Source organism: Natribaculum luteum (assembly GCF_023008545.1).
Classification (GTDB): domain Archaea; phylum Halobacteriota; class Halobacteria; order Halobacteriales; family Natrialbaceae; genus Natribaculum; species Natribaculum luteum.
The window spans coordinates 100,509-119,323 of the sequence record NZ_CP095398.1; the positions used below are offsets into that span (position 1 = coordinate 100,509).

Here is an 18,815-nt window from a genome sequence, read left to right on the forward strand (position 1 = left end):
TGCCTGTATTGATGATACAATCATCATTAAGGATTACCGACGATACCCCAATTAGCTTTTTAACGCTGGCTGTCGGCAATTGTGGAGAACAGGTATGCAGAACGTCGAACAGACAACACTGACCGAATCAGCCGACTCGCCCGAATCGGACGAGATCGCGGAGTCGGTCCGGAACGCAGGTATCAGCGGCGCTGGCGGAGCCGGGTTCCCATCGTACGTGAAGTGGGAAGCGCTGGACGACGTCCAGTACCTGATGGTGAACCATCAGGAGAGCGAGCCCAACTTCTACGGAGACAAGTGGTTGCTTCAGAACCGAGCCGAGAAGCTGGCAACGTTCCTCGAGGCACTCCAGGAGCAATTCGTCGATGCCGTCGTCGTCGGGGCGAAAGCGAAGGATCGAGACGCGTGGATGACCGAGTTCGAGGCGACGACGAACGCGACGACGTACGGCCCGGACGAACTTCCGATCGACGTCGAGCAGGAATCCGGCATCGTAATCGCGTACACGGACGACAAATTCCAGTACGGGATGGAGCAGGTACTGCTTCCCACGACGACGGGGACGACGGTCGGCGGCGATAACGTGCCAACCGACCACGGCTGGATCGTCCACAATACCGAGTCTCTGTACAACGTGTCTCGAGCCCTCGTGGACGACGATCCGGTCACTCACAAACTCGTTCACGTCGGGATCGACGTGCCCCAACACCGGTTCCTTCTGGCCCCCATCGGGACTCCAGCGTCGACGTTACTCGAGGCGGCGGGGACGTCGCTCGAGGAGGCCAGCGCCGACAAGGTAGCGCTCGAGGGTGGACCGGGGTGGTGTTTCGAGAACGATGACGATCTCGACGAATTCTCCGTGACCAAAGCGACGAACGGCCTGTTGCTGGCAAACCCCGAGACCGTCGAAGCGAACAAACGCGGCGAGGATCGCGTCGACCTCCTCGGCGTCGACGACTGGGACGAGCGGCGACACGAGACAGAACCGTCGACGGTCCGCCCCGATCGCGTCCGAATCCCGCTGATCACCAATCCGGCGTACGAGGGGCTCGTCCGGCCGAGCACGCCGATCGTTCGGGAAGGCGAGTCCGTCTCGGTCGGCGAGCGGATCGCGGATCCGACCGCCAACGGTATCAGCATCGCACAGCACGCGTCGATAGACGGGACGGTAACGGACGTGACCGAGACCGAGATCGTAATCGAACGCGAGTAACGGCACGGACGCGCGAAAACAGCACGACGAAACCACCACACGACACGTATGAAACGAAACTCAGAGGTAGACTTCGGGCACGAGTCCCGAAGCATACCAGCGATTCCACACAGCGAACACGCGGACGTGATCGACTCCTCGGAGATTGCCGGAGACGACCAGCCACGAGCGCTGGCCGCTATCATCGACGGACTCCGGACCGCCGGCGCCGAACGAATCGGTATCGTCGTCGAAGACGAGTCCGGCCACCAGTACCTCGAGAACGGCGAACTCCTGCTCGAGGTCAAGACGATTTACGATCACTGGGGTATGGAAGAACGGCTTCGTCGGCGGTTGGAGGCCGTCGGCGACACGGTCCGATGGAACGGCCGGGTGTACGACTTCGACGCGCGAGTCGGCCCCGAAACCGTCGCCACCGATTCGTTGATCCTGTACGGCCGCTTTCGTGACCATCGAGGCAACACACGAACGGAAGGCAGCGTCGACGTCACACGACGTGACGAGACGCCGTCCTGACATCGTCCCACGGCGAAAGCCTACGGCTTTCGTCTCGAGGGTAACACTGAACGAGCGTGTAAAGACGATCGCGTCGTCCGATAGGCGGCGGAGAGACTAAGGACGAGCAGGGTGACGTCATGCTATGGAGCGGCGTAAAGTGCAGCAACTCGGAGGATCGACGCTGGCAGTAAGTCTGCCGCGGGAGTGGGTCGAGGAGAACGGCGTCGAAAAAGGCGACGAGGTGTACATCCCGGTCAACCGCGGTAGCCTGCGCGTGGTCGCCAAGTCAGGACTACAGGATCAGACGACGGCAACGATTCACGCGAAGGACCTCGGCGAGGACGCCGTCGAGCGTGCGATCATCGCACAGTACGTCCTCGGCCAGCGGACGATCCAGATCACCCACACAGACGGTACGCTCACGGACGGCCACATCAACGGCGTCTACAATGCCGAATCACAGCTCATGGGGCTCGGGATCGTCGAAGAGGCGACCGACAACATCGTCGTCCGCTGCTCGGTCGACCCTGCCGACTTCACCCTCGGTGAGTTACTCGAGCATCTCGAATCCATCGGGCGGGCGATGCGCGACGACGCGATGAAGGCGCTCGCGTACAGCAACGCGGACCTGGTCCAGAACGTAGCCAGCCGGGAGCGCCAGGCGAACCGCATCTTCGTGCTCCTGTTGCGACTTATCTACACCGGATACCAGAACCCGCTCGTTGCTCAGAAAATCTGCCTCGAGGACGACCTTTCACTGATCGCCTATCGCTCGCTCGCCAAAAACCTCGAGCTCACTGCGGACAGTTCCCAGGGTCTCGCCGAAATCGCCGTCGAGATAGACCAGCGTGGGGTCGACATCGACCAGGCTACGATGCGAGAGATCCATCGCCTGGTCGACCGAATCGACGAGATCGCAACGGAAAGCGTTACAGCGGCCATCGAGCGTGATTACGACCTCGCGATGACGCCGCGCGAACGCTTCGAAACGATCATGGACCACAAAAACGCGATCCTCGAGGACCTCGAGGGAACGAACGCAGAGGCGGTCGCTTACGCTCGAGATGTACTCGTTCGATTGCGGCAGATCGCCGAGTATTCGCTCCGAAACGCCGAGATCGCTGCGAATCTCGCGATGGTCAGCGACTCCAGGTACGTCTCGATCGGCGATCGAACTGACCCGTGACGGTCACTGCTCTCCGTACGTCGCCTGCTCTCGCTCCCTGAGTTCGACTCGACGAATCTTCCCGCTCGAGGTTTTCGGGAGGTCGTCGACGAACTCGACCCGACGAGGATACTTGTACGGTGCCGTCTCCGACTTCACGTGCTCCTGAATTGCTTCGACGAGGTTGTCGCTTTTCTCGTATCCCTCGGCGAGCACGAGGTAGGCCTTGACGACGTTGCCGCGTTCCTCGTGGGGGCTGCCGACGGCTGCTGCTTCGGAGACAGCCGAGTGAGACACGAGGGCGTCTTCGACTTCGAACGGACCGATGCGGTAGCCCGACGAGATGATGACGTCGTCGGCCCGCCCTTCGAAGAAGAAGTAGCCGTCCTCGTCCCGCCGGGCGAGGTCGCCAGTGCGGTAGTACTCGCCACTGAACGTCCGCTCGTCCAGGTGGGGTTTCTCGTAGTAGCCGTCGAAGATCGCCGGGCAGTCGACGGGCGCGGCGATCTCGCCGATCTCACCGACGTCGACCTCCTCCTCCGTCTCGGTGTCGATGATCGTCGTCTCACAACCGGGAAGCGGTTTTCCCATACTGCCGGGCTTGACGTCGATACCGGGATAGTTTCCGACGATCGCGGTGGTCTCCGTCTGTCCGTACGCTCCGCGCGGTGTCACGCCGAGGGCCTCCTCGAACGTCTCTATCGGTTCACGATTGAGCGGCTCGCCCGCCGACAGCGCGTCTGTAAGCGCGAGATCGTACTCGGAGAGGTCTTCCTGGGCCCACATCCGGTACTGCGTCGGGACTGCACAGAGTTTGGTCACTCCCTCCTGTTCCATCAACTCGAGGAACCGAACTGGTTCGAACTCGCCGTCGTAGATGAACTGCGTCGCCCCCGTCGTCAGGCCGACACCGACCGGACTCCAGAACCACTTGGCCCATCCGGTGCCGGTCGTCGCCCACAGCAGTTCGTCCTCGAGGTCGCCGTCACGCCGTATACCCCACCAGTAGGGGGCGTTGATCGATTCGAAACATCGCATCCACCGGTGTCGGTGCATCACGGGCTTTGGCCGTCCCGTCGTCCCGCTGGTGTAGTTGATCGACATCGGGTCCGCAGCACCCAGCTCCGGCCCGTCGTGACTCGAGTCCTGTCCCTCGAGGAGGTCGGCGAACGACTTCCAGCCGTCCCGAGCGCCGTCGAGGACGATCGTCCGCTCGAGCGGCGTCTCCTCGAGGACCGGCTCGACCATGTCGGTCAACGATTCGTGAGCGACGATCGTCGTCGCATCGCAGTCGTTCGCCCGGAAGCGGATGTCCTTGGGCGCGAGCATCGACGAGCACGGGACGACCAGCCCGCCTCGTTTCAGTGTACCGAGCTGAACGGCAAAGGCGTCCGGATGACGTGGCAACAGGTGCATCACGCGATCCCCCTTCCCGACGCCTAACTCGGCGAGTGCGTTCGCGAACCGGTTCATGTCTGTCCGGAGGTCGTCGTACGTTCGTTCAGCCCGTGAACCGTCCTCGTCGCGGAACCGAACTGCGGCTCTACCGCCGAACGACCTCGCATGTGATTCGATCGTATCGGTCAACGAGTAGTCCGTCGGCACGTCCCACTCGAAGTCCTCGAATCCCGTCTCGTAATCGCCAGCAGTGTCTGTCGACATGGCTCGTCCAGAACCATGTGAAGATCACACATAATTGTTGGCGTGGGTGTTCGATACTGCCGCGGCCACTTGCCGGCTGTTTCCTCGCCATCCAAGCTAGAGTATCTGTGCATACTTTTAAGTGACAGAAAAGCCACTAGTGGTGTAGATGTTCAGATTCGATTGCCCCCAGTGTGCGACGACCATCGCGAAAGCGGACGAACCGTACGTGTGCCCGGAGTGCGGGTACGCACCGCCACACGGGTCGGATTAGCGTTCCGACGGAACGACGCGGGTCCGCTCCAACGCCAGACTCGACGATGTCAGCGTTCGCATAGTCAGCAGCGGCGACACCCAACCATGTGGCCACACCGATCTTCTCTTGGGGATCGTCGTTCGGGGCGGACGAGGCCCCGTCCTCGATGATCTTCTGATGGCGGCGCTGGAGCGAGCAGTCGCGCTCGCCGAGGTGGCGGACGTTGCCATGCCTGTCGGCGATGATCTGGACCTCGACCTCGAGATGCCCGATACGCCGAAAATTCGAAATCGATTAAAAGTGACTGGCTCGACTCGCTGCAGCCCACGGATCGGGTGGCGCATTCGCCGGTATCCGGCCGGTCCAGGCACGGTCCCCGCGCACGCGCCCGGCGAACGGCCACCGCTTGTCGTTCCAGGTCTCTTCGTCCGTCGCCGTGGCGGCAGCCGCCCGCTCGCAGTCGTGCAGGTGAGCCCCGATGGCTGCGACGATGGCAGCGACCTCCTCGTCCGTCGCGGTGTCGGGCACGTCGAGTGTCACGTCCGCAGAAAGGGTGTCATCGTCGAGTTCGGGTGCTGGTAGCTTGTCGTCACCGGGTGTGGAGAGTTCTTTGGAAGCCATTGGTATGGGGTAGTATCGTGTTTCTCGTCGCACTCGTCTCGGTTGACTCGTGCTCGGTTCGCGGTTTCCACCGAAACCTTTCTGATTGTTCCTGTTAAATCTCTCGATCGGATCCCACGTTAGTTTTTCGGAACGCGCAACGCTGGCGACCGAAAGGGAGACCGTCCACACCCCCGACCGAAACGACGACAGATGATCAAGCGAATTCGGCGAGCTGCACCGACTGTGTCGTTTCGATCCACGCGAGCGGATTTTCCGAGTCGTAGATCACGACACGTTTGTCCGTCGTGTACGACTCGACCGTCCCGTCCGTTCTTGAGGTATCGTGCTCACTTTTGTCGCCAGATTGATCACTACCGTCACCGGAGTCGGACATCTCATTCACCACGGAATACGATATGGGCCGCCACGTTATAATTCTGCCGCGGCCGATGTATCGACGGCGACGGCAGTCAAACTGACGGGGGGGTTTATACTGACAGACGTCCGACTCTTACCCGCTCATGACGGAGCACGTCATCTACGAACAGGAGGGCGATGTGAGTACCGTTCAACTGAACCGACCCGACAAACTGAATTCACTCTCACTCGAGATGTGGGACGCGATTCCCGCGTACATTCGGCGGGCGCGCCGAGACGGTGCACGTGCGGTCGTCCTCACCGGAACGGGACGAGCCTTCTGTGCTGGCGACGACATCGGTACGCTCGACGAGATCGAATCCGAGTGGGACGTCCGCGAGTTGACCGAGACGGCCTTCGAATGCTTCCGAACGATCGAACGGGCACCGATCCCGGTGATCGGCATGGCGAACGGATCGGCGTACGGTGGCGGATTCGAGCTCCTGCTCTCCTGTGACATGACGGTCGTTCCGGAGGACGCTACGTTCGCGCTCCCGGAGGTGCAGATCGGTGCGTATCCGTTCTACGCGACCAAGCGTCTCGCACGTCTCATCGGAAAGCAACGCGCGATGGAGCTGTCTATCGCCGGCCGGGAGATCTCCGGAACGATGGCCGCCGACTGGGGAGTGTTCGCCCGTGCGGTTCCCGAAGACGAGGTGAGCGACACGGTCGACGAGTTGCTCGACGGCGTCCACGACGGATCTCCCGGCGCGATCGACGTCACGAAATCGTGGCTGAACGCGAGTCTGCGGTTCCCCGGTGAAGACGACGCCATGCGAAGCGGGTTCGGCTACCTCTATGCGGGTCCGGACGCACACGAAGGCGCATCTGCGTTCGTCGAGAACCGAGACCCGGAGTACACCGGAGCGGAATGACGTCCTCGCCCGCCATCGTCGACCCTTCGAATCGTTACCAGGGGGTCGTCGAGTCACCAGGTCGACGGCGGGCGCACACACGATCCTCTCCGACGACGAGGAGATCCGTGTCACCGGTGCGGACCAGCCCGCCCCCGTCGTGCGCACGAGCTACGACGACGAGTACTTCCCTGCGATTGCCGACAAGCTCGGCTGGGGAATCCGCGACGCCGACGGTGGTCCGGCCAACCTGTGCTTGTCCCACACTGTGGCGGGCAAACACGGTGACCTCCACGACCGAGCCCTCAAAGTTGCAAACGAAGCCGCCAGAAACGCCGGCGAACCGTTGCGGGAGCTTCACGGAGCGGTCGAATCGATCACGCACGAGAGCGACAAATCCGACGTCGATTTGTACGTCGCGATCCGACGGAACCGTCCACGGCCGTCAAAGCTCGTATGCCATCATCACCTCGTCGAGGTACTCGTCGGCCAGTTTGTAGTGATCTTCGCGGACGGCTTCGACTCTCCAGCCGCGCTGTTCGAGGAACGATCTCGCGTCCTCGTTGCTCGATGGAACGCTGCTGTAGACTTTCTCGTAGCCGTTGTCGGCTGCCCACTCGAGGCTACACGAGAGAAGCCGCGAGCCGATTCCGTGGTCGCGATACTCCTCGAGGACGCCGACGGTGAGTTCGGCGACGTGATCCCGTTTGTCCACGTTGGATGCGTCGATGTGGGCCCAACCCACCACCTCGCCCTGAACCGTCGCGACGAAGAACACTCGCAACTCGAGTTCGTTGGTCCAGAGCAAGGCGTCGCGAAAGACAATCTCGGCTGTGACGCTCTCCGCAACGACGCAATCGGCCTCATCGGTCACGCGCCGAATCGCACCGAGGATACCGGACCGGTCTTCTCGTCCGGCCAGTCGGATGTCGAACTCGAGCCGATCGCTGCCAAACTCATCTCGGACGCCGTCGTCGATCGACACGCGTAACTTCTCGCCGTCGGTTTCGATGTGGCCATCGCCTCGAAGGATCGCGACGTGGTGGCGAAATCCGCGCGGATCGATCCCCAGTTGCGTTCGGACCTCTTCTCTGTTCGTCTCTCCCCGCCGTTTGACACAGTCGTAGATTCGTCTTCGATCGTCGTGGGTAAACTCGAGGCGTCCTTTCATGTCATATGGTACCATACCCGTCGTTGAACTATTAAATACTTGTGTTCAGCATTTCGCGTCGATGGAGTCCGCTCGAGAACTCGTTTGGCAAACGCCGCCCCCGTTTCCGTACTGTCCCCTACGTAGTTGGATAGCGATTTGCCGTCAGACCGATTTCGTAGCAGTCTCATGAATGGTCTCTCAATGGTGAATCAAGTGTGTCGCTGGGGGTTAGCGGATCGCTGGAATCGATAGATTCCACGATCCGCACCGAGAACAGTACGCATCTCCGCCAGCAACTCGTCGTCAAAGAGCTTGAGAACCGACTTCTTCGTCGTCAGATCACTGCAAAACAACAGCAGATCGAACAACTTGAGGCTCGCCTCAAGCGGTACGAAAACCCAAACACACCTCCCAGTAAGCAGGGTGGCGTGGCTGGATCACCTGGCAACGATGACAGCGACGAGGAAGAGAACGAAGACCAAGGGGACGACGCTGGCGGCGACGCTGACGCCGCCAGCGGCTCCTCTCCAGGACGTGACGAAGGTCACGAAGGAACAACTCGACCGCCTCCGGAACCAGAGGAGACTATTCGAGTCGATCAGGGATATTGCCCAGACTGTGAGCAAATCCTCTCTAACCCGGACAGCTACATCTCACGGACGATTATCGACATACCTCTCCCTATTCCAACCACTGTCGTCGAGTACGAACTCGGCAAACACCGCTGTTCCTGTGGAAACGAAGTCGTTGCTGAACATCCAGACTGCCCGGAAACCGGGCGGTTTGGGCCAAATATCATGGCCCAAACCGCCCTCGGTAGGTTCCATCAGCGACTTCCAAACCGTAAACAGGCGGAGCTGTTTGACTGGGAACTCGATACACCCATCTCTCATCGGACGATCTACAACCTGACCAAGCGGGTCGCAGACCGGCTGCGACCCGCGTATGACGATGTCAAAGCCCGTATTCAGGAAAGTGACGTCGTCTACTGCGATGAAACGGGATTTCCTGTTGACGGAGAGCAACACTGGGCGTGGACGTTCGTTACTGACGAAGAAGTGCTGTTCTGGGTTGATGAGAGTCGTGGAAGTCAGGTGTTAGAGGACGTCCTCGGCGAGGACTTCGCCGAGGACTCAACGCTCAGCTGTGACGGTTGGTCAGCGTATCCGAGCTATCACACGAAGCTCCAGCGGTGCTGGGCACATCTGTTGCGGGAGGCGGAGTACGTTGCTGAACGGTACGAGGAAGCAGAGAGGTTGTCTGAGGAGTTACACGCTCTCCATGACGATTTAACGGCGTTCGACGAGGAGGATCCGTCCGCCTCCGCCCGCGAGCAAAAGCGGGCGGAGGCGTCGTTACATCTGGAAGGCCTGATCAGGGAAGACTACGAGGCACAGGAGGTCAAGAAGCTGATCGAGAAGATCAGGAACGGGTTAGGGCACTGGCTGACGTTCGTTACAGAGCCAGACGTCGATTCGACGAATAATCGCGCAGAGCGCGCTCTGCGCGAGCAAGTTGTGCTGCGGAAGATGTTCCGGACCCTCCGCTCAGCCGAAGGGGTCCAGATTCACGAGACGATTACGACCATGTTAGCCACGTGGAAACGACGAGGACTTGATCCGCCTGAACAGCTCCAGTCCATCCTCGGTGGGCAAGAACTCAGATTAGGATGAGAGGCATCACTGGCCGGTGAATCCTGGTCACGCTATCCAACTACTCCCCTACCGGCCGAAAACTGATATACCGTCGTTTCGTTTGTTTCGGTATGCCGTTACTGGTACCATTCGATGGATCGACGCTATCGCAAGCGGCACTCGAGCGTGCAGTCGAGTTCGGCGAGTGTCTCGATCGGAACGTCGTCGTCCTGGCGGTCGTTCCAGAAGACGAACGATATCTCGAAGATCGGTGGGGTGAAACCGATCCGGAGCTAGTCGTCGAGCGACTTCGAAGTCGTGCCCACGAACTCGTTCCAGAGGCGACCTTTCGGGTAGAACGGCCGACCGATCCCGAAGACGAGCCCTACGCCGACGCGACGATAAACGTCGTACGTGCGATCCGTGAAGTCGCTGGCGACATCGATGCCGACGTCGTGTTCGTCGGAAGCGAGAACGCCGGCCGCGTCTCGACGCCGGTCACGAGCGTCGGCGCGCCGGTGTCGGAAGATCCTCGATACGACGTTCACATCGTCCGCCACGCGGATTGACATCCACTCACGACTGAAGTCGTGGGCGTTCTCCTTGACCCCGTGTAATACTACTGGACAACAGTCAGTGAATACTCGATCGCGTCTCGACGGCTGTCGTCGCTGACGACAGCGTCTCGAGTGCGATCGATGGCTGAACCGTTTTGTCCAGCAGTATACGTTCTCCATCGTGAAAATATAATAACCATCTGTGAGTTTATTATCTCTGTATCCGATTCAACTCCCAATATCTATCTCTTTTAGACACTACTAAATTTACTGAGTGTTATAGCAACCACTGAACGTCATTGTACACTTCCTCGCGATACAGCGGCCGCGATCGGCGATACATCGTCGATTCTGATCACTTCGATGTGAGGTGTGTGTGTGAATCGGTTGACTGGAGGCTTGACATCCTCCACACGACTGAAGCCGTGGGCGTTCTCCTGTAGTTCGTGTAAGCCGCTATCGATTGCGACTGGACGATTTGCGTCATACGAACCCGCTAGAGACGAGCTAGCTCAGGATGCTCCACTCGGATTGATACGGAACGACGCTGCCCGAACGACACGTAGCTCTCGGAGATCGTTCATATCTTGCGAACGCGTATTGCTCGTCGACGAGTCGCCGAACGACGCTCGTCAACGGCAGCAATTCCAACCTATTATAAATATATTCGAACTGGATTGTTAGACGATTTCTCAACAAGCAAAGTTATTCACTATCCTAACTAGAAAACTAATTACTAGTTTAACAGTGTCGAGTAGAGTTCCACGGATCACCCGACCTGTGTTGACATCCATCCAGACTGATAATGATGGCTGTGACTGGGTACCGACGCAACCGCACGACGGTTCGCGGTTGCGGCGGTACAGACTCACAGCTATCGTTATGAAGTCGTGGGAGTAGTCACTCGAGCACGGTGGTCGCGACTCGTCACGTACCGCGTGTCTGGCGTAGCACGTGTGACTGCGGTCACAGTCACAGTACTCGAGGACGTGTCAGGTCGTGACCTCGTATCCTGCGTCCTGGACGGTACTGACGAGAGAACTCGCTCTATCGAGCTACGTTCTCCCGAGGCGGTTCACTTCAGACACCTGCTCGGAGTCCGAGACCAATCCTCGACTCAGCGTCACAGTCCCTGCCATCAGGGCAAGTCAACTGCCCCGCGCACGGTGGCGCGGGGCTTGTCAGTGACCTTCGCAACGTAGTTTGCAAAACGTTCGTGTGTCCGTCATGCACGACCTCAATTCAGTTATAGGGAAACAGGGTCATATATCACGTATGCATGGGGGGATAGGGGCGAGCAGATCCAGACGCGTTTCCACTCGAGCGCGAGCACAGTTTCGACGTGATTCGCCTGTAGTGGCGCGGAAATCGACGAATGCGCACTGACAGTCGATTCAGTCCACAACGGCAGTTCGACGAGGTCGTAGCGGCGATGCTAGTCGTCGGCAAGGTGATCACCCGACCGTTCGTTCGAACTGTCCTCACGTCGTTCGAAGCCGTTGCACTCCTCGATACCGACGTCGGTCGACACCTAGCGTCGTCCATCGATGCCCTCCACGGCTCTCGCCAGCAGCGCGAGCAGGACGTGACCAGAGTTGTTCCGTCCGGTGGCTCCCTCCAAAACGCGCTTGGGCGTCGGTTGGTTCCTGACGACCGTTATCGACCGAATGGAATACGACGTGTCCTGACTGATAATCACGTCTTTCGTCGAGTGCACTTCCACGTCTGGGCCACAGAGACCGCCGTCAAAATCATGTTGATATCGACGTTTCGTACTCGTATCCTCTGAGAACCTGCAATTTACTTCTAATATAATTTATACTATTGATATTAATACACGTAACAATATATCCCTTTTACGGATGACACACTCGAGGGACTAGCCGTCCCCAGGGGGACTGAGAGACGATGAGAAAATACGACGATAGCAACTCACGCCGCGAATTCATACAGAAAGGGGGCCTCACAGCGAGTGCACTCGCACTCGGGGTCACGGCCACAGGTACCGCGACTGCACAGCAAAACGAGCGTGCGCTGGTATTCTCGTACAACTACCTTCCAGAAGCGGACTTTACCGTCGTCGGTCGGCTCAGGAAGAGTCTCACTGTCGACTTGCTCGAGGTCGACGGAGAAATGGTCGACGAAATCTCCCAGCCCGACGAGTGGAACGGTCACGTCATCCGATACGACGTGGATGGCGGATCGGATGCAGCGGGCATCACTACCTTCCTATTCTTGCAGAATCAGACCTTAGACAGCGGTGATACTGCATCGACTTCCGCCGATGCATCGATGTTCAGTTCGGAGCTGAATCTTCTCAATACGTCGATCGACGAGTGAACTACACTACCTACAGGAGATTGAGCGGGTTCAGCATGTCGACGAACTCGAGGACGCTATCTTGCGTGTACTTGATGACGTCGACGATGAGGTACTCGGTCTCGACGATGAGTTCCTCGGTATAGAGGATCCGGTCAGCCATCTCGCCGATGCGATCTGCCATCTCGCCGATCTGGTCTTCGGTGTAGAGAACACCGTCGAGGCTTTCGAGGTACAGCACTTCGCCGGTCTCGGCGAGCACCATGACGACCTCGTCGATCTGACAGCAGCCGTTCGGCTCCTGGAACAGGTAGAAGGTACTCCCGTCCGGGAGCGGTGCGTAGATGAACGATTCGCCCAAGTACGTCTCGGCGTACGAGAACGTCGTTCCCGGTTCGAGTTCGAGTTCGTAGGAGTCGTCCGTGGTCTCGGCGCTGGCGGTGTTCGTGGCGGCGACGGCGGCTCCACCAGCGACGGCGGCGGTACCGAGTTTCGAGAGCAGCGTTCTGCGATTCATAGTGAGTTATCCTGCCCAAGTGACTGCCATAGTATTGGGCTGTATTGTAGTAAATGCGCAATATGTGTTTAAGACTGTCGATTCACCGTTTCGAGGCCAGTTGTGTACATTATCGCCGGTATTCCAGTGGCCCGATTCTTTTGAATCGCATCCTGATCGCTGTATGGCCGATAATTTCGCGTGTGTGAGACGTGCGTTCGTCGTCTCTACTCGCCATTCGTCCCAATCTAAAACCACACGTCTCGGGGCCACAATCAGTTTCACCGACCTATTGTTTTGTGAAGTATTTACAATATTGTACGTCTCGAGGATTCGTGATGGCCGATGACCCGCACAGTTTTCCACTCGAGTATTCTCGTCCGCCCTGCATCTTGGCCTGGTTCACGGCGAACTACAGCGAGACACGGAAACGCTCGTTGCGCTTTTTATGATCACCAGTCAAACTCCGTAGCCGATACTGGAGCGTATCGTCTGTATCAGTCCTTCCTCGGGGCGGGCCACCGAGGGTCGATCGGGTCCTCGATACGCTCGAGTTCGTCAACAGAGAGTTCGACGCCGATCGCAGCCACGTTCTCTTCCAGGTGCTCGATCGACCGCGGGCCGATGATCGGGGCGTCGACGACGTCCTTCTGGAGGAGCCAGGCGAGCGATACCTGCGCTGGCGATGCGTCCTTCGCTTCGGCAAGCTCCTCGATGACGTCCAGGACGGCCCAGTTCTCGTCGGTGAATCGCTGTTTCGTGTACTCGTCTGCGGCTGCGCGGAGGTCCCCCTCAGGGTCGGCGTCCCTGTCGTACTTTCCGGTTAGGAAGCCGCCGGCAAGCGGTGACCACGGAATGACGCCGATTCCCTCTTCGGTACAGACTGGGAGAATATTCGCCTCCTCGTGACGATCAACAGCGTTGTACTCCGGTTGCATACAGACGAACCGCTCGACGTTTTCGACGTCGGCTGTGTACAGCCCCTTGGTAAACTGATAGGCCGACATCGTACTGGCGCCGACGTACCGGATTTTCCCTTCTTCGATCAGGTCGTCGAGGGCGTGCAATGTCTCCTCGATCGGCGTCGACTCGTCCCAGCGATGGATCTGGTAGAGGTCGATGTAGTCTGTTCTCAGCCGATCGAGGCTCGCCTGGCACTGATCGAAGACGTGTTTCCTGGAGAGGCCCTGCTTGTTCGGTCCGTCGCCCATGCGACCGAACACCTTCGTCGCGATCACGAGGTTGTCGCGATCGTACGGTTCGAGTGCCTGACCGACGATCTCCTCGCTCTCGCCGTGCGAGTAGACGTTGGCGGTATCGAAGAAGTTGATCCCCATCTCCAGCGCGCGGGCGATGATCTCGTGGGACTGCGTCTCGTCGCCGATCATCCAGGGTTCGCTGTTCCCGAAGTTCATACATCCAAGGCAGAAACGGGACACCTCGAGTCCTGTCTCTCCTAGGGTCGTATACGCCATGTCGTCTGCATACTCGACCGTCTGATCTGCCATACCCTGACCAGTCCTGTGATCCCGAAAAGCATTGGGGTGGCAGAGAATCGTCTCGCCTATCCATCTTTCGTCCGCAGAGTGTGTTCGGCAAGAGTGGCGCTCTCGACCAGACGACCTCGAGTTCTCACGTCGGTGATACTCGGTCTTCGACCGACTACTCGTCGTCTCCGTCCCCGTCTGAAACTGCGTCGTTCTCCCAGCCTTCGCTGTGGATCCGTTCCTCTGGCGTGCCGAGGTCGCGAAGCCGCTCGGTCGTCTCGACGACCATCTCCGGGACGCCGCAGACGTAGAAGTCCCGCGTTTCGAACTCGTCGAAAAGCTCGTCGAGGTGCTCCTGGACGTACCCGATCCGGCCGAGCCAGTCCCAGTCGGGATCCGACAGGGTGTAGGTCACCTCGCAGTTCGCGTGCATCACCGCCAACTCGTCGAGCGTGCTCCGATGGGTGATCGACTCTGCGGTCTGCTCGCCGAACACGAGGTGTGCGTCGCCGTCTCCGACTCGAAGGTAGTGTCTCAGGATCGCGAGTAGCGGCGTGAGGCCAGTGCCACTCGCGAGCAAGGCAACGTCGCGGTCCGGATCTGCGAGGGTGAGATTTCCCTCGAACTCTCCGATGGTGAGCTCGTCGCCCGGCAAACGGGTGTGCATGTACGACGAGGCGAGTCCGTCGTCGTACCGTTTGATCGCGAGCGCGAACTCGTCGGTGTCAGGGAGAGTCGTCGGCGTGTAGGGGCGAACGACCTCCTTTCCGTCAGTCTCGAACTGGACGGTCGTGTGCTGGCCGGGGTCGTAGTCGAGGTCGTGGTCGGGAACGCGAATCCGGAATCCCCTGACTCGTGGCGTGAGTCGGTACGTGTCGACGAGCGTTGCGGTGTACGTCATCGGGTCACCCCGAAGCGAAAACGAGCGATCATCGTTCGCTCGAACGTACACGAGCCAGCCGCAAAAACGGCCAATACGAAAGTGGACGACAGTCACCATCGGGAGAACGTATGCGAGCGTCTCGAGGAATCGACGAAACCGTGATCCGGATCGGAGTCCGAGACGATACCGAGGCCCACTACCGTTCGCCGTGACCGGCCGAGATGTAGACCATTGCCGTCGGAACTGCCCGACGATAAGCGGGCACCTCGAGCGCGTCACCTCGTTGGGACGGCGGGATGCACAATTTATGTATGTCGACGCTGACGGCCGCATATGGAGACGCGTTCGCTTGGCAAAACTGGCCACGACAGCACTGTGATGACCTTCGGCGCGATCGCGCTCAACTGGCTCGAGCAAGACGGCGCCGACCAGCTGGTCGAACTCGTGCTCGACCACGGCGTCAACCACTTCGACGTCGCCCCGACCTACGGGGACGCGGAACTCAAGCTCGGCCCCAAACTCCGCCAGCATCGCGAGGAGATCTTTCTTGGCTGCAAGACTCAGGAGCGAGAGTACGAGGAGGCAAAGCAAACGCTCGAGCAGTCACTCACTCGCCTCGGCGTCGAACACATCGATCTCTACCAGATCCATGGTCTCGAGTACGAACACGAACTCGATACGATCACGGACGAGGGTGGTGCCCTCGAGGCCTTCCGCGAAGCCAAAGCGGAGGGGCTCGTCGACCATATCGGACTGACCAGCCACGGCGATCCCCAGCTCATCCTCGATGCCCTCGACCGCATCGACGATCTGGCAACCGTGATGTTCCCACTGAACCCGGTCGTCGTCGGCAAGGACGACGACGAGTACGACTACGAGGCCGTACTCGAGCGGGCGGCTGAACTGGACGTGGGGACGCTCGGCATCAAGGCTTTCGCGAAGGGGCCGTGGCCATCGACCGACGAACTGCCCGAGCGTGACCGCCCGTACGCGAACTGGTACGAGCCGGTCGATACACCCGACGAGATCCAGGAGCGGTTCGACTTCGCGGCCTCGCAGGGCCTGACGAGCGTCGTCAGCCCGGGCGACCCCAAGCTCGTCGCGATGGTACTCGATGCGGCCGACCGCTACGACGGGATGCTCGAGGAAGTCCAGCGGTCGCTCGTCGAACGACTGCGCCACGAGCAGAGTCCCGTTCCCGAGCAGCTCCACCACTGAGACGAGGGTACAGAGTCACGAAATCTCCAATGGACGTCCCCGAAACAGTCACAGCCGCGCTCGCAGACCGTCCCGTGGCGGGGAGGGTTTGCCTCGAAGCCGGCGCAGGCGTCGGCAACACGACCGCCGGGCTGCTCGAGGCTGGTGCGAGCCGTGTCTACGCCGTCACCAACGATAATGAGCACGCGAACCTCGTTCGCGAGCGGATCGATGGTACCGACACCGAACGGACCGCCGTTCTGGAGGCTGACCTGCGAACTCTCCCGCTGGCATCGGATTCGGTCGGTCTCATCACTGCTCACGGTCTGTTCAACGTGCTCCCGCCGGCGTCGCTCGAGTCGATCGCAGTTGAGCTAACGCGCGTTGCCACTCCTGGCTGCCATCTCGTCGTCGACGACTACGCACCGCTCCCCGCCGACGCTGCCGTGAGCGAACTCTTCGCACTCGAGAACGCCGCAACCGAGCTGGCCGAGGGGCGGCCTGCACTGACGTTCTATCCGGCAGCGGTGCTCTGCCGACTGTTCGTCGGCTACGGGTGGGAGTTCGACCGGGAGCAGACCTTGCTGGACCCGGTTCCGTGGACTGCAGGCCACGTCGAGGCCCACGCCGAGGTGGCGCGGACTGCGGCTTCCGAGGTGTCGGGCAAACTGGGGGAGTACCTGACGGCAGCGGCCGATCGCCTCACGACGGAGATCGGTGAGGAATCAGTCGGTCGGATGTACAGCGTCGCGTTGCGGTTACCCGTCTGAACAAGCCTCAACGCGCGTATCCAGCGGATGCCGATGATCACTCGGTGAGTAAGGCTGGCCGGTCGGGACGGAGAACTGCCGTCTCGCCGTCAGTTGGTGCTGGGAATTCACTCGAGTGAAACGTCGATTCGAAGAATCCCCTTATCGTGCACCGCAGTGTGCCCTTGCAGCGGTTGCACGATCAGCAGTAGCTGCCGGATTGTCACTAGATGCCTATCTATTCGTCGTGATCGTGTCTTAGCCAGGGGACGTGACTAATGACGATCAACGCTCCGATCGACGAACCCGAATACGAATCGCTTGCTCAAGAGATCCACGGCAAGGCGTTCCGGCCCGGAGACGACGGCTACGACGAGGCCCGATCGATCTGGAACGCGATGATCGACCGAGAACCGGCCGTCGTCGTCCGCCCCGCCGGGGCAGCCGACGTGATGACCGCGGTGGAGTTTGCCCGCGATCGCGACCTCCCGCTCTCCGTCAAAGGCGGCGGCCATAACGTCGCCGGTAACGCCATCTGTGACGACGGTCTCACCATCGACCTGTCTTCGATGTCGTCGGTGCGGGTCGATCCCACATCACAAACCGCTCGCGTCGGGCCCGGTGCGACGATGGCCGACCTCGACCACGAGACGCAGGCGTTCGGCCTCGCGACGCCCGGCGGCGTCATCTCGACGACCGGCGTCGCCGGGGTCACGCTCGGCGGCGGGATCGGCTGGCTCAGCCGCAAATACGGCCTCTCGATCGACAACCTTCGGTCGGTCGATGTCGTCACCGCGGACGGGGAGCTTGTAACCGCAAATGAAGACGAGAACCCGGACCTCTTCTGGGCGATTCGCGGGGGGAGCGGCAACTTCGGGATCATCACGTCGTTCGAATTCGATCTCCACGAAGTCGGCCCGGAAGTGCTGTTCGGGCCGATCGTCTACCCGTACGAGGACGCACCCGACGTGCTCGCCCGCTACGAGGAGTTCACTCGAGGCGCACCGCGGGAGTGTGCCGTCTGGGCGAACAGCGTCGCGGCACCGCCGCTCCCGTTCCTTCCCGAAGCGATCCACGGAACGACGGTTCTCATACTGATGGGATTCTACGCCGGCGATCTCGATGAGGGCAAGGCGGTGCTCGAACCGCTCCGCGAGTTCGGTGACCCCATCGCCGACGCCGTCGAACCGATGCGCTATACCGAGATCCAGAGCCTGCTTGACGAGCTGTACACCGAGGGCGCCCGAAACTACTGGAAGGCGCCGAATTTTACGGCGCTTTCCGAGGAGACGATCGACACCGTCGTCGAGTACGCCGAACAGTCCCCGACCCCACAGTCCGAGGTGCTCATCCATCAGGTCGGTGGGGCCGTCAACGATGTCGCGTCGGATGCGACCGCATACCCACACCGGGACACGGAGTACATCGTAACCGTCGGCGCACGCTGGGAGGATCCGGCGAAAGACGACGAGTGCATCGCGTGGGTGCGAGCGTGTCACGACGCGCTCGCTGAAGGTGCGACGGGCGGGACGTACGTCAACTTCGAGGGCGACCGCGAAGGCCGCGAGCGGAACGCATACGGAGAGAACTACGACCGACTCGTCGAGTCGAAAAACGAGTACGACCCGGATAACCGCTTCCGGCTGAATCAAAACGTGAAGCCAGCAGACTAGGACGGAAGTGATTCATACGC

General features: G+C 60.1%; 17 protein-coding genes and 2 pseudogenes. 11 read left to right on the top strand and 8 right to left on the bottom strand.

Going from position 1 to position 18,815, the window contains the following annotated elements:
* The first annotated feature begins 94 nt into the window (after nucleotides 1-94).
* The 3 genes from MU558_RS19305 (at nucleotide 95) to MU558_RS19315 (ending at nucleotide 2,897) form a co-directional block, all read left to right on the top strand.
* On the top strand, nucleotides 95-1,213 hold the full coding sequence (locus MU558_RS19305) for an NADH dehydrogenase subunit (RefSeq protein ID WP_246975970.1): 1,119 nt from the start codon (nucleotides 95-97) through the stop codon (nucleotides 1,211-1,213).
* A 48-nt stretch (nucleotides 1,214-1,261) separates the two neighbouring features.
* A complete protein-coding gene (locus MU558_RS19310) occupies nucleotides 1,262-1,729 on the top strand; it encodes a hypothetical protein (RefSeq protein WP_246975972.1) in 468 nt (155 codons plus the stop codon).
* A 124-nt stretch (nucleotides 1,730-1,853) separates the two neighbouring features.
* Nucleotides 1,854-2,897, top strand: a complete 1,044-nt coding sequence (locus MU558_RS19315; RefSeq protein WP_246975975.1) for a phosphate signaling complex PhoU family protein — start codon at nucleotides 1,854-1,856, stop codon at nucleotides 2,895-2,897.
* A 3-nt stretch (nucleotides 2,898-2,900) separates the two neighbouring features.
* Here MU558_RS19315 and MU558_RS19320 read toward each other — a convergent pair whose 3' ends face one another.
* From MU558_RS19320 to MU558_RS23425, 4 genes and pseudogenes are all read right to left on the bottom strand, one after another.
* Nucleotides 2,901-4,538, bottom strand: a complete 1,638-nt coding sequence (locus tag MU558_RS19320; RefSeq protein ID WP_246975979.1) for an acetate--CoA ligase — start codon at nucleotides 4,536-4,538, stop codon at nucleotides 2,901-2,903.
* A gap of 265 nt (nucleotides 4,539-4,803) precedes the next feature.
* Nucleotides 4,804-5,031 (bottom strand): annotated as a pseudogene (locus tag MU558_RS19325) (ATP-binding protein); the annotation flags it as partial.
* 36 nt (nucleotides 5,032-5,067) lie between these two features.
* Nucleotides 5,068-5,394 carry a DUF8022 family protein gene (locus tag MU558_RS19330; protein WP_246975982.1) on the bottom strand — a complete coding sequence of 109 codons (327 nt, stop codon included), beginning with the start codon at nucleotides 5,392-5,394 and terminating at the stop codon, nucleotides 5,068-5,070.
* A gap of 196 nt (nucleotides 5,395-5,590) precedes the next feature.
* Nucleotides 5,591-5,770 carry a DUF7331 family protein gene (locus MU558_RS23425; protein ID WP_425607633.1) on the bottom strand — a complete coding sequence of 60 codons (180 nt, stop codon included), beginning with the start codon at nucleotides 5,768-5,770 and terminating at the stop codon, nucleotides 5,591-5,593.
* Nucleotides 5,771-5,897: 127 nt separating this feature from the next.
* Between MU558_RS23425 and MU558_RS19335 the strand changes: the two genes are divergently transcribed.
* Both MU558_RS19335 and MU558_RS23430 read left to right on the top strand, forming a co-directional pair.
* Nucleotides 5,898-6,668, top strand: coding sequence for an enoyl-CoA hydratase/isomerase family protein (locus tag MU558_RS19335; RefSeq protein WP_246975984.1), 771 nt, complete (start codon nucleotides 5,898-5,900; stop codon nucleotides 6,666-6,668).
* Nucleotides 6,669-6,680: 12 nt separating this feature from the next.
* Nucleotides 6,681-7,053: pseudogene (locus MU558_RS23430) on the top strand (inositol monophosphatase); the annotation flags it as partial.
* A 39-nt stretch (nucleotides 7,054-7,092) separates the two neighbouring features.
* On the opposite strand, the gene MU558_RS19340 reads toward MU558_RS23430, so the two are convergent.
* Nucleotides 7,093-7,818 (bottom strand): GNAT family N-acetyltransferase, encoded by a 726-nt coding sequence (locus tag MU558_RS19340; RefSeq protein WP_246975987.1) that lies wholly within the window; start codon nucleotides 7,816-7,818, stop codon nucleotides 7,093-7,095.
* Between the two features lie 197 nt (nucleotides 7,819-8,015).
* On the opposite strand from MU558_RS19340, the gene tnpC reads away from it, so the two are divergent.
* From tnpC to MU558_RS19355, 3 genes are all read left to right on the top strand, one after another.
* Nucleotides 8,016-9,473 carry an IS66 family transposase gene (gene tnpC / locus MU558_RS19345; RefSeq protein WP_246971934.1) on the top strand — a complete coding sequence of 486 codons (1,458 nt, stop codon included), beginning with the start codon at nucleotides 8,016-8,018 and terminating at the stop codon, nucleotides 9,471-9,473.
* Between the two features lie 92 nt (nucleotides 9,474-9,565).
* Nucleotides 9,566-10,003 (top strand): universal stress protein, encoded by a 438-nt coding sequence (locus MU558_RS19350; RefSeq protein WP_246975990.1) that lies wholly within the window; start codon nucleotides 9,566-9,568, stop codon nucleotides 10,001-10,003.
* A gap of 1,896 nt (nucleotides 10,004-11,899) precedes the next feature.
* Nucleotides 11,900-12,331 (top strand): calcium-binding protein, encoded by a 432-nt coding sequence (locus MU558_RS19355; protein ID WP_246975992.1) that lies wholly within the window; start codon nucleotides 11,900-11,902, stop codon nucleotides 12,329-12,331.
* A gap of 10 nt (nucleotides 12,332-12,341) precedes the next feature.
* Here the strand turns inward: MU558_RS19355 and MU558_RS19360 are convergent, their stop codons facing one another.
* The 3 genes from MU558_RS19360 to MU558_RS19370 all read right to left on the bottom strand — a co-directional run bounded on the left by MU558_RS19360 (nucleotide 12,342) and on the right by MU558_RS19370 (nucleotide 15,194).
* The gene (locus tag MU558_RS19360) at nucleotides 12,342-12,827 is read right to left on the bottom strand and encodes a hypothetical protein (protein ID WP_246975995.1); all 486 of its coding nucleotides are present in this window, start codon (nucleotides 12,825-12,827) and stop codon (nucleotides 12,342-12,344) included.
* A 476-nt stretch (nucleotides 12,828-13,303) separates the two neighbouring features.
* The gene (locus MU558_RS19365) at nucleotides 13,304-14,281 is read right to left on the bottom strand and encodes an aldo/keto reductase (RefSeq protein ID WP_246976649.1); all 978 of its coding nucleotides are present in this window, start codon (nucleotides 14,279-14,281) and stop codon (nucleotides 13,304-13,306) included.
* Nucleotides 14,282-14,468: 187 nt separating this feature from the next.
* Entirely contained in the window at nucleotides 14,469-15,194 is a 726-nt protein-coding gene (locus tag MU558_RS19370; RefSeq protein WP_246975997.1) for a ferredoxin--NADP reductase, read from the bottom strand.
* 315 nt (nucleotides 15,195-15,509) lie between these two features.
* Here MU558_RS19370 and MU558_RS19375 point away from each other — a divergent pair, with 315 nt between their 5' ends.
* The 3 genes from MU558_RS19375 (at nucleotide 15,510) to MU558_RS19385 (ending at nucleotide 18,795) form a co-directional block, all read left to right on the top strand.
* Nucleotides 15,510-16,394 carry an aldo/keto reductase gene (locus MU558_RS19375; protein ID WP_246976001.1) on the top strand — a complete coding sequence of 295 codons (885 nt, stop codon included), beginning with the start codon at nucleotides 15,510-15,512 and terminating at the stop codon, nucleotides 16,392-16,394.
* 29 nt (nucleotides 16,395-16,423) lie between these two features.
* Nucleotides 16,424-17,143, top strand: a complete 720-nt coding sequence (locus MU558_RS19380; protein WP_246976004.1) for a class I SAM-dependent methyltransferase — start codon at nucleotides 16,424-16,426, stop codon at nucleotides 17,141-17,143.
* A 257-nt stretch (nucleotides 17,144-17,400) separates the two neighbouring features.
* Complete coding sequence (locus MU558_RS19385; protein ID WP_246976006.1) at nucleotides 17,401-18,795, top strand: FAD-binding oxidoreductase; 1,395 nt, start codon at nucleotides 17,401-17,403, stop codon at nucleotides 18,793-18,795.
* Nucleotides 18,796-18,815: the final 20 nt, after the last annotated feature.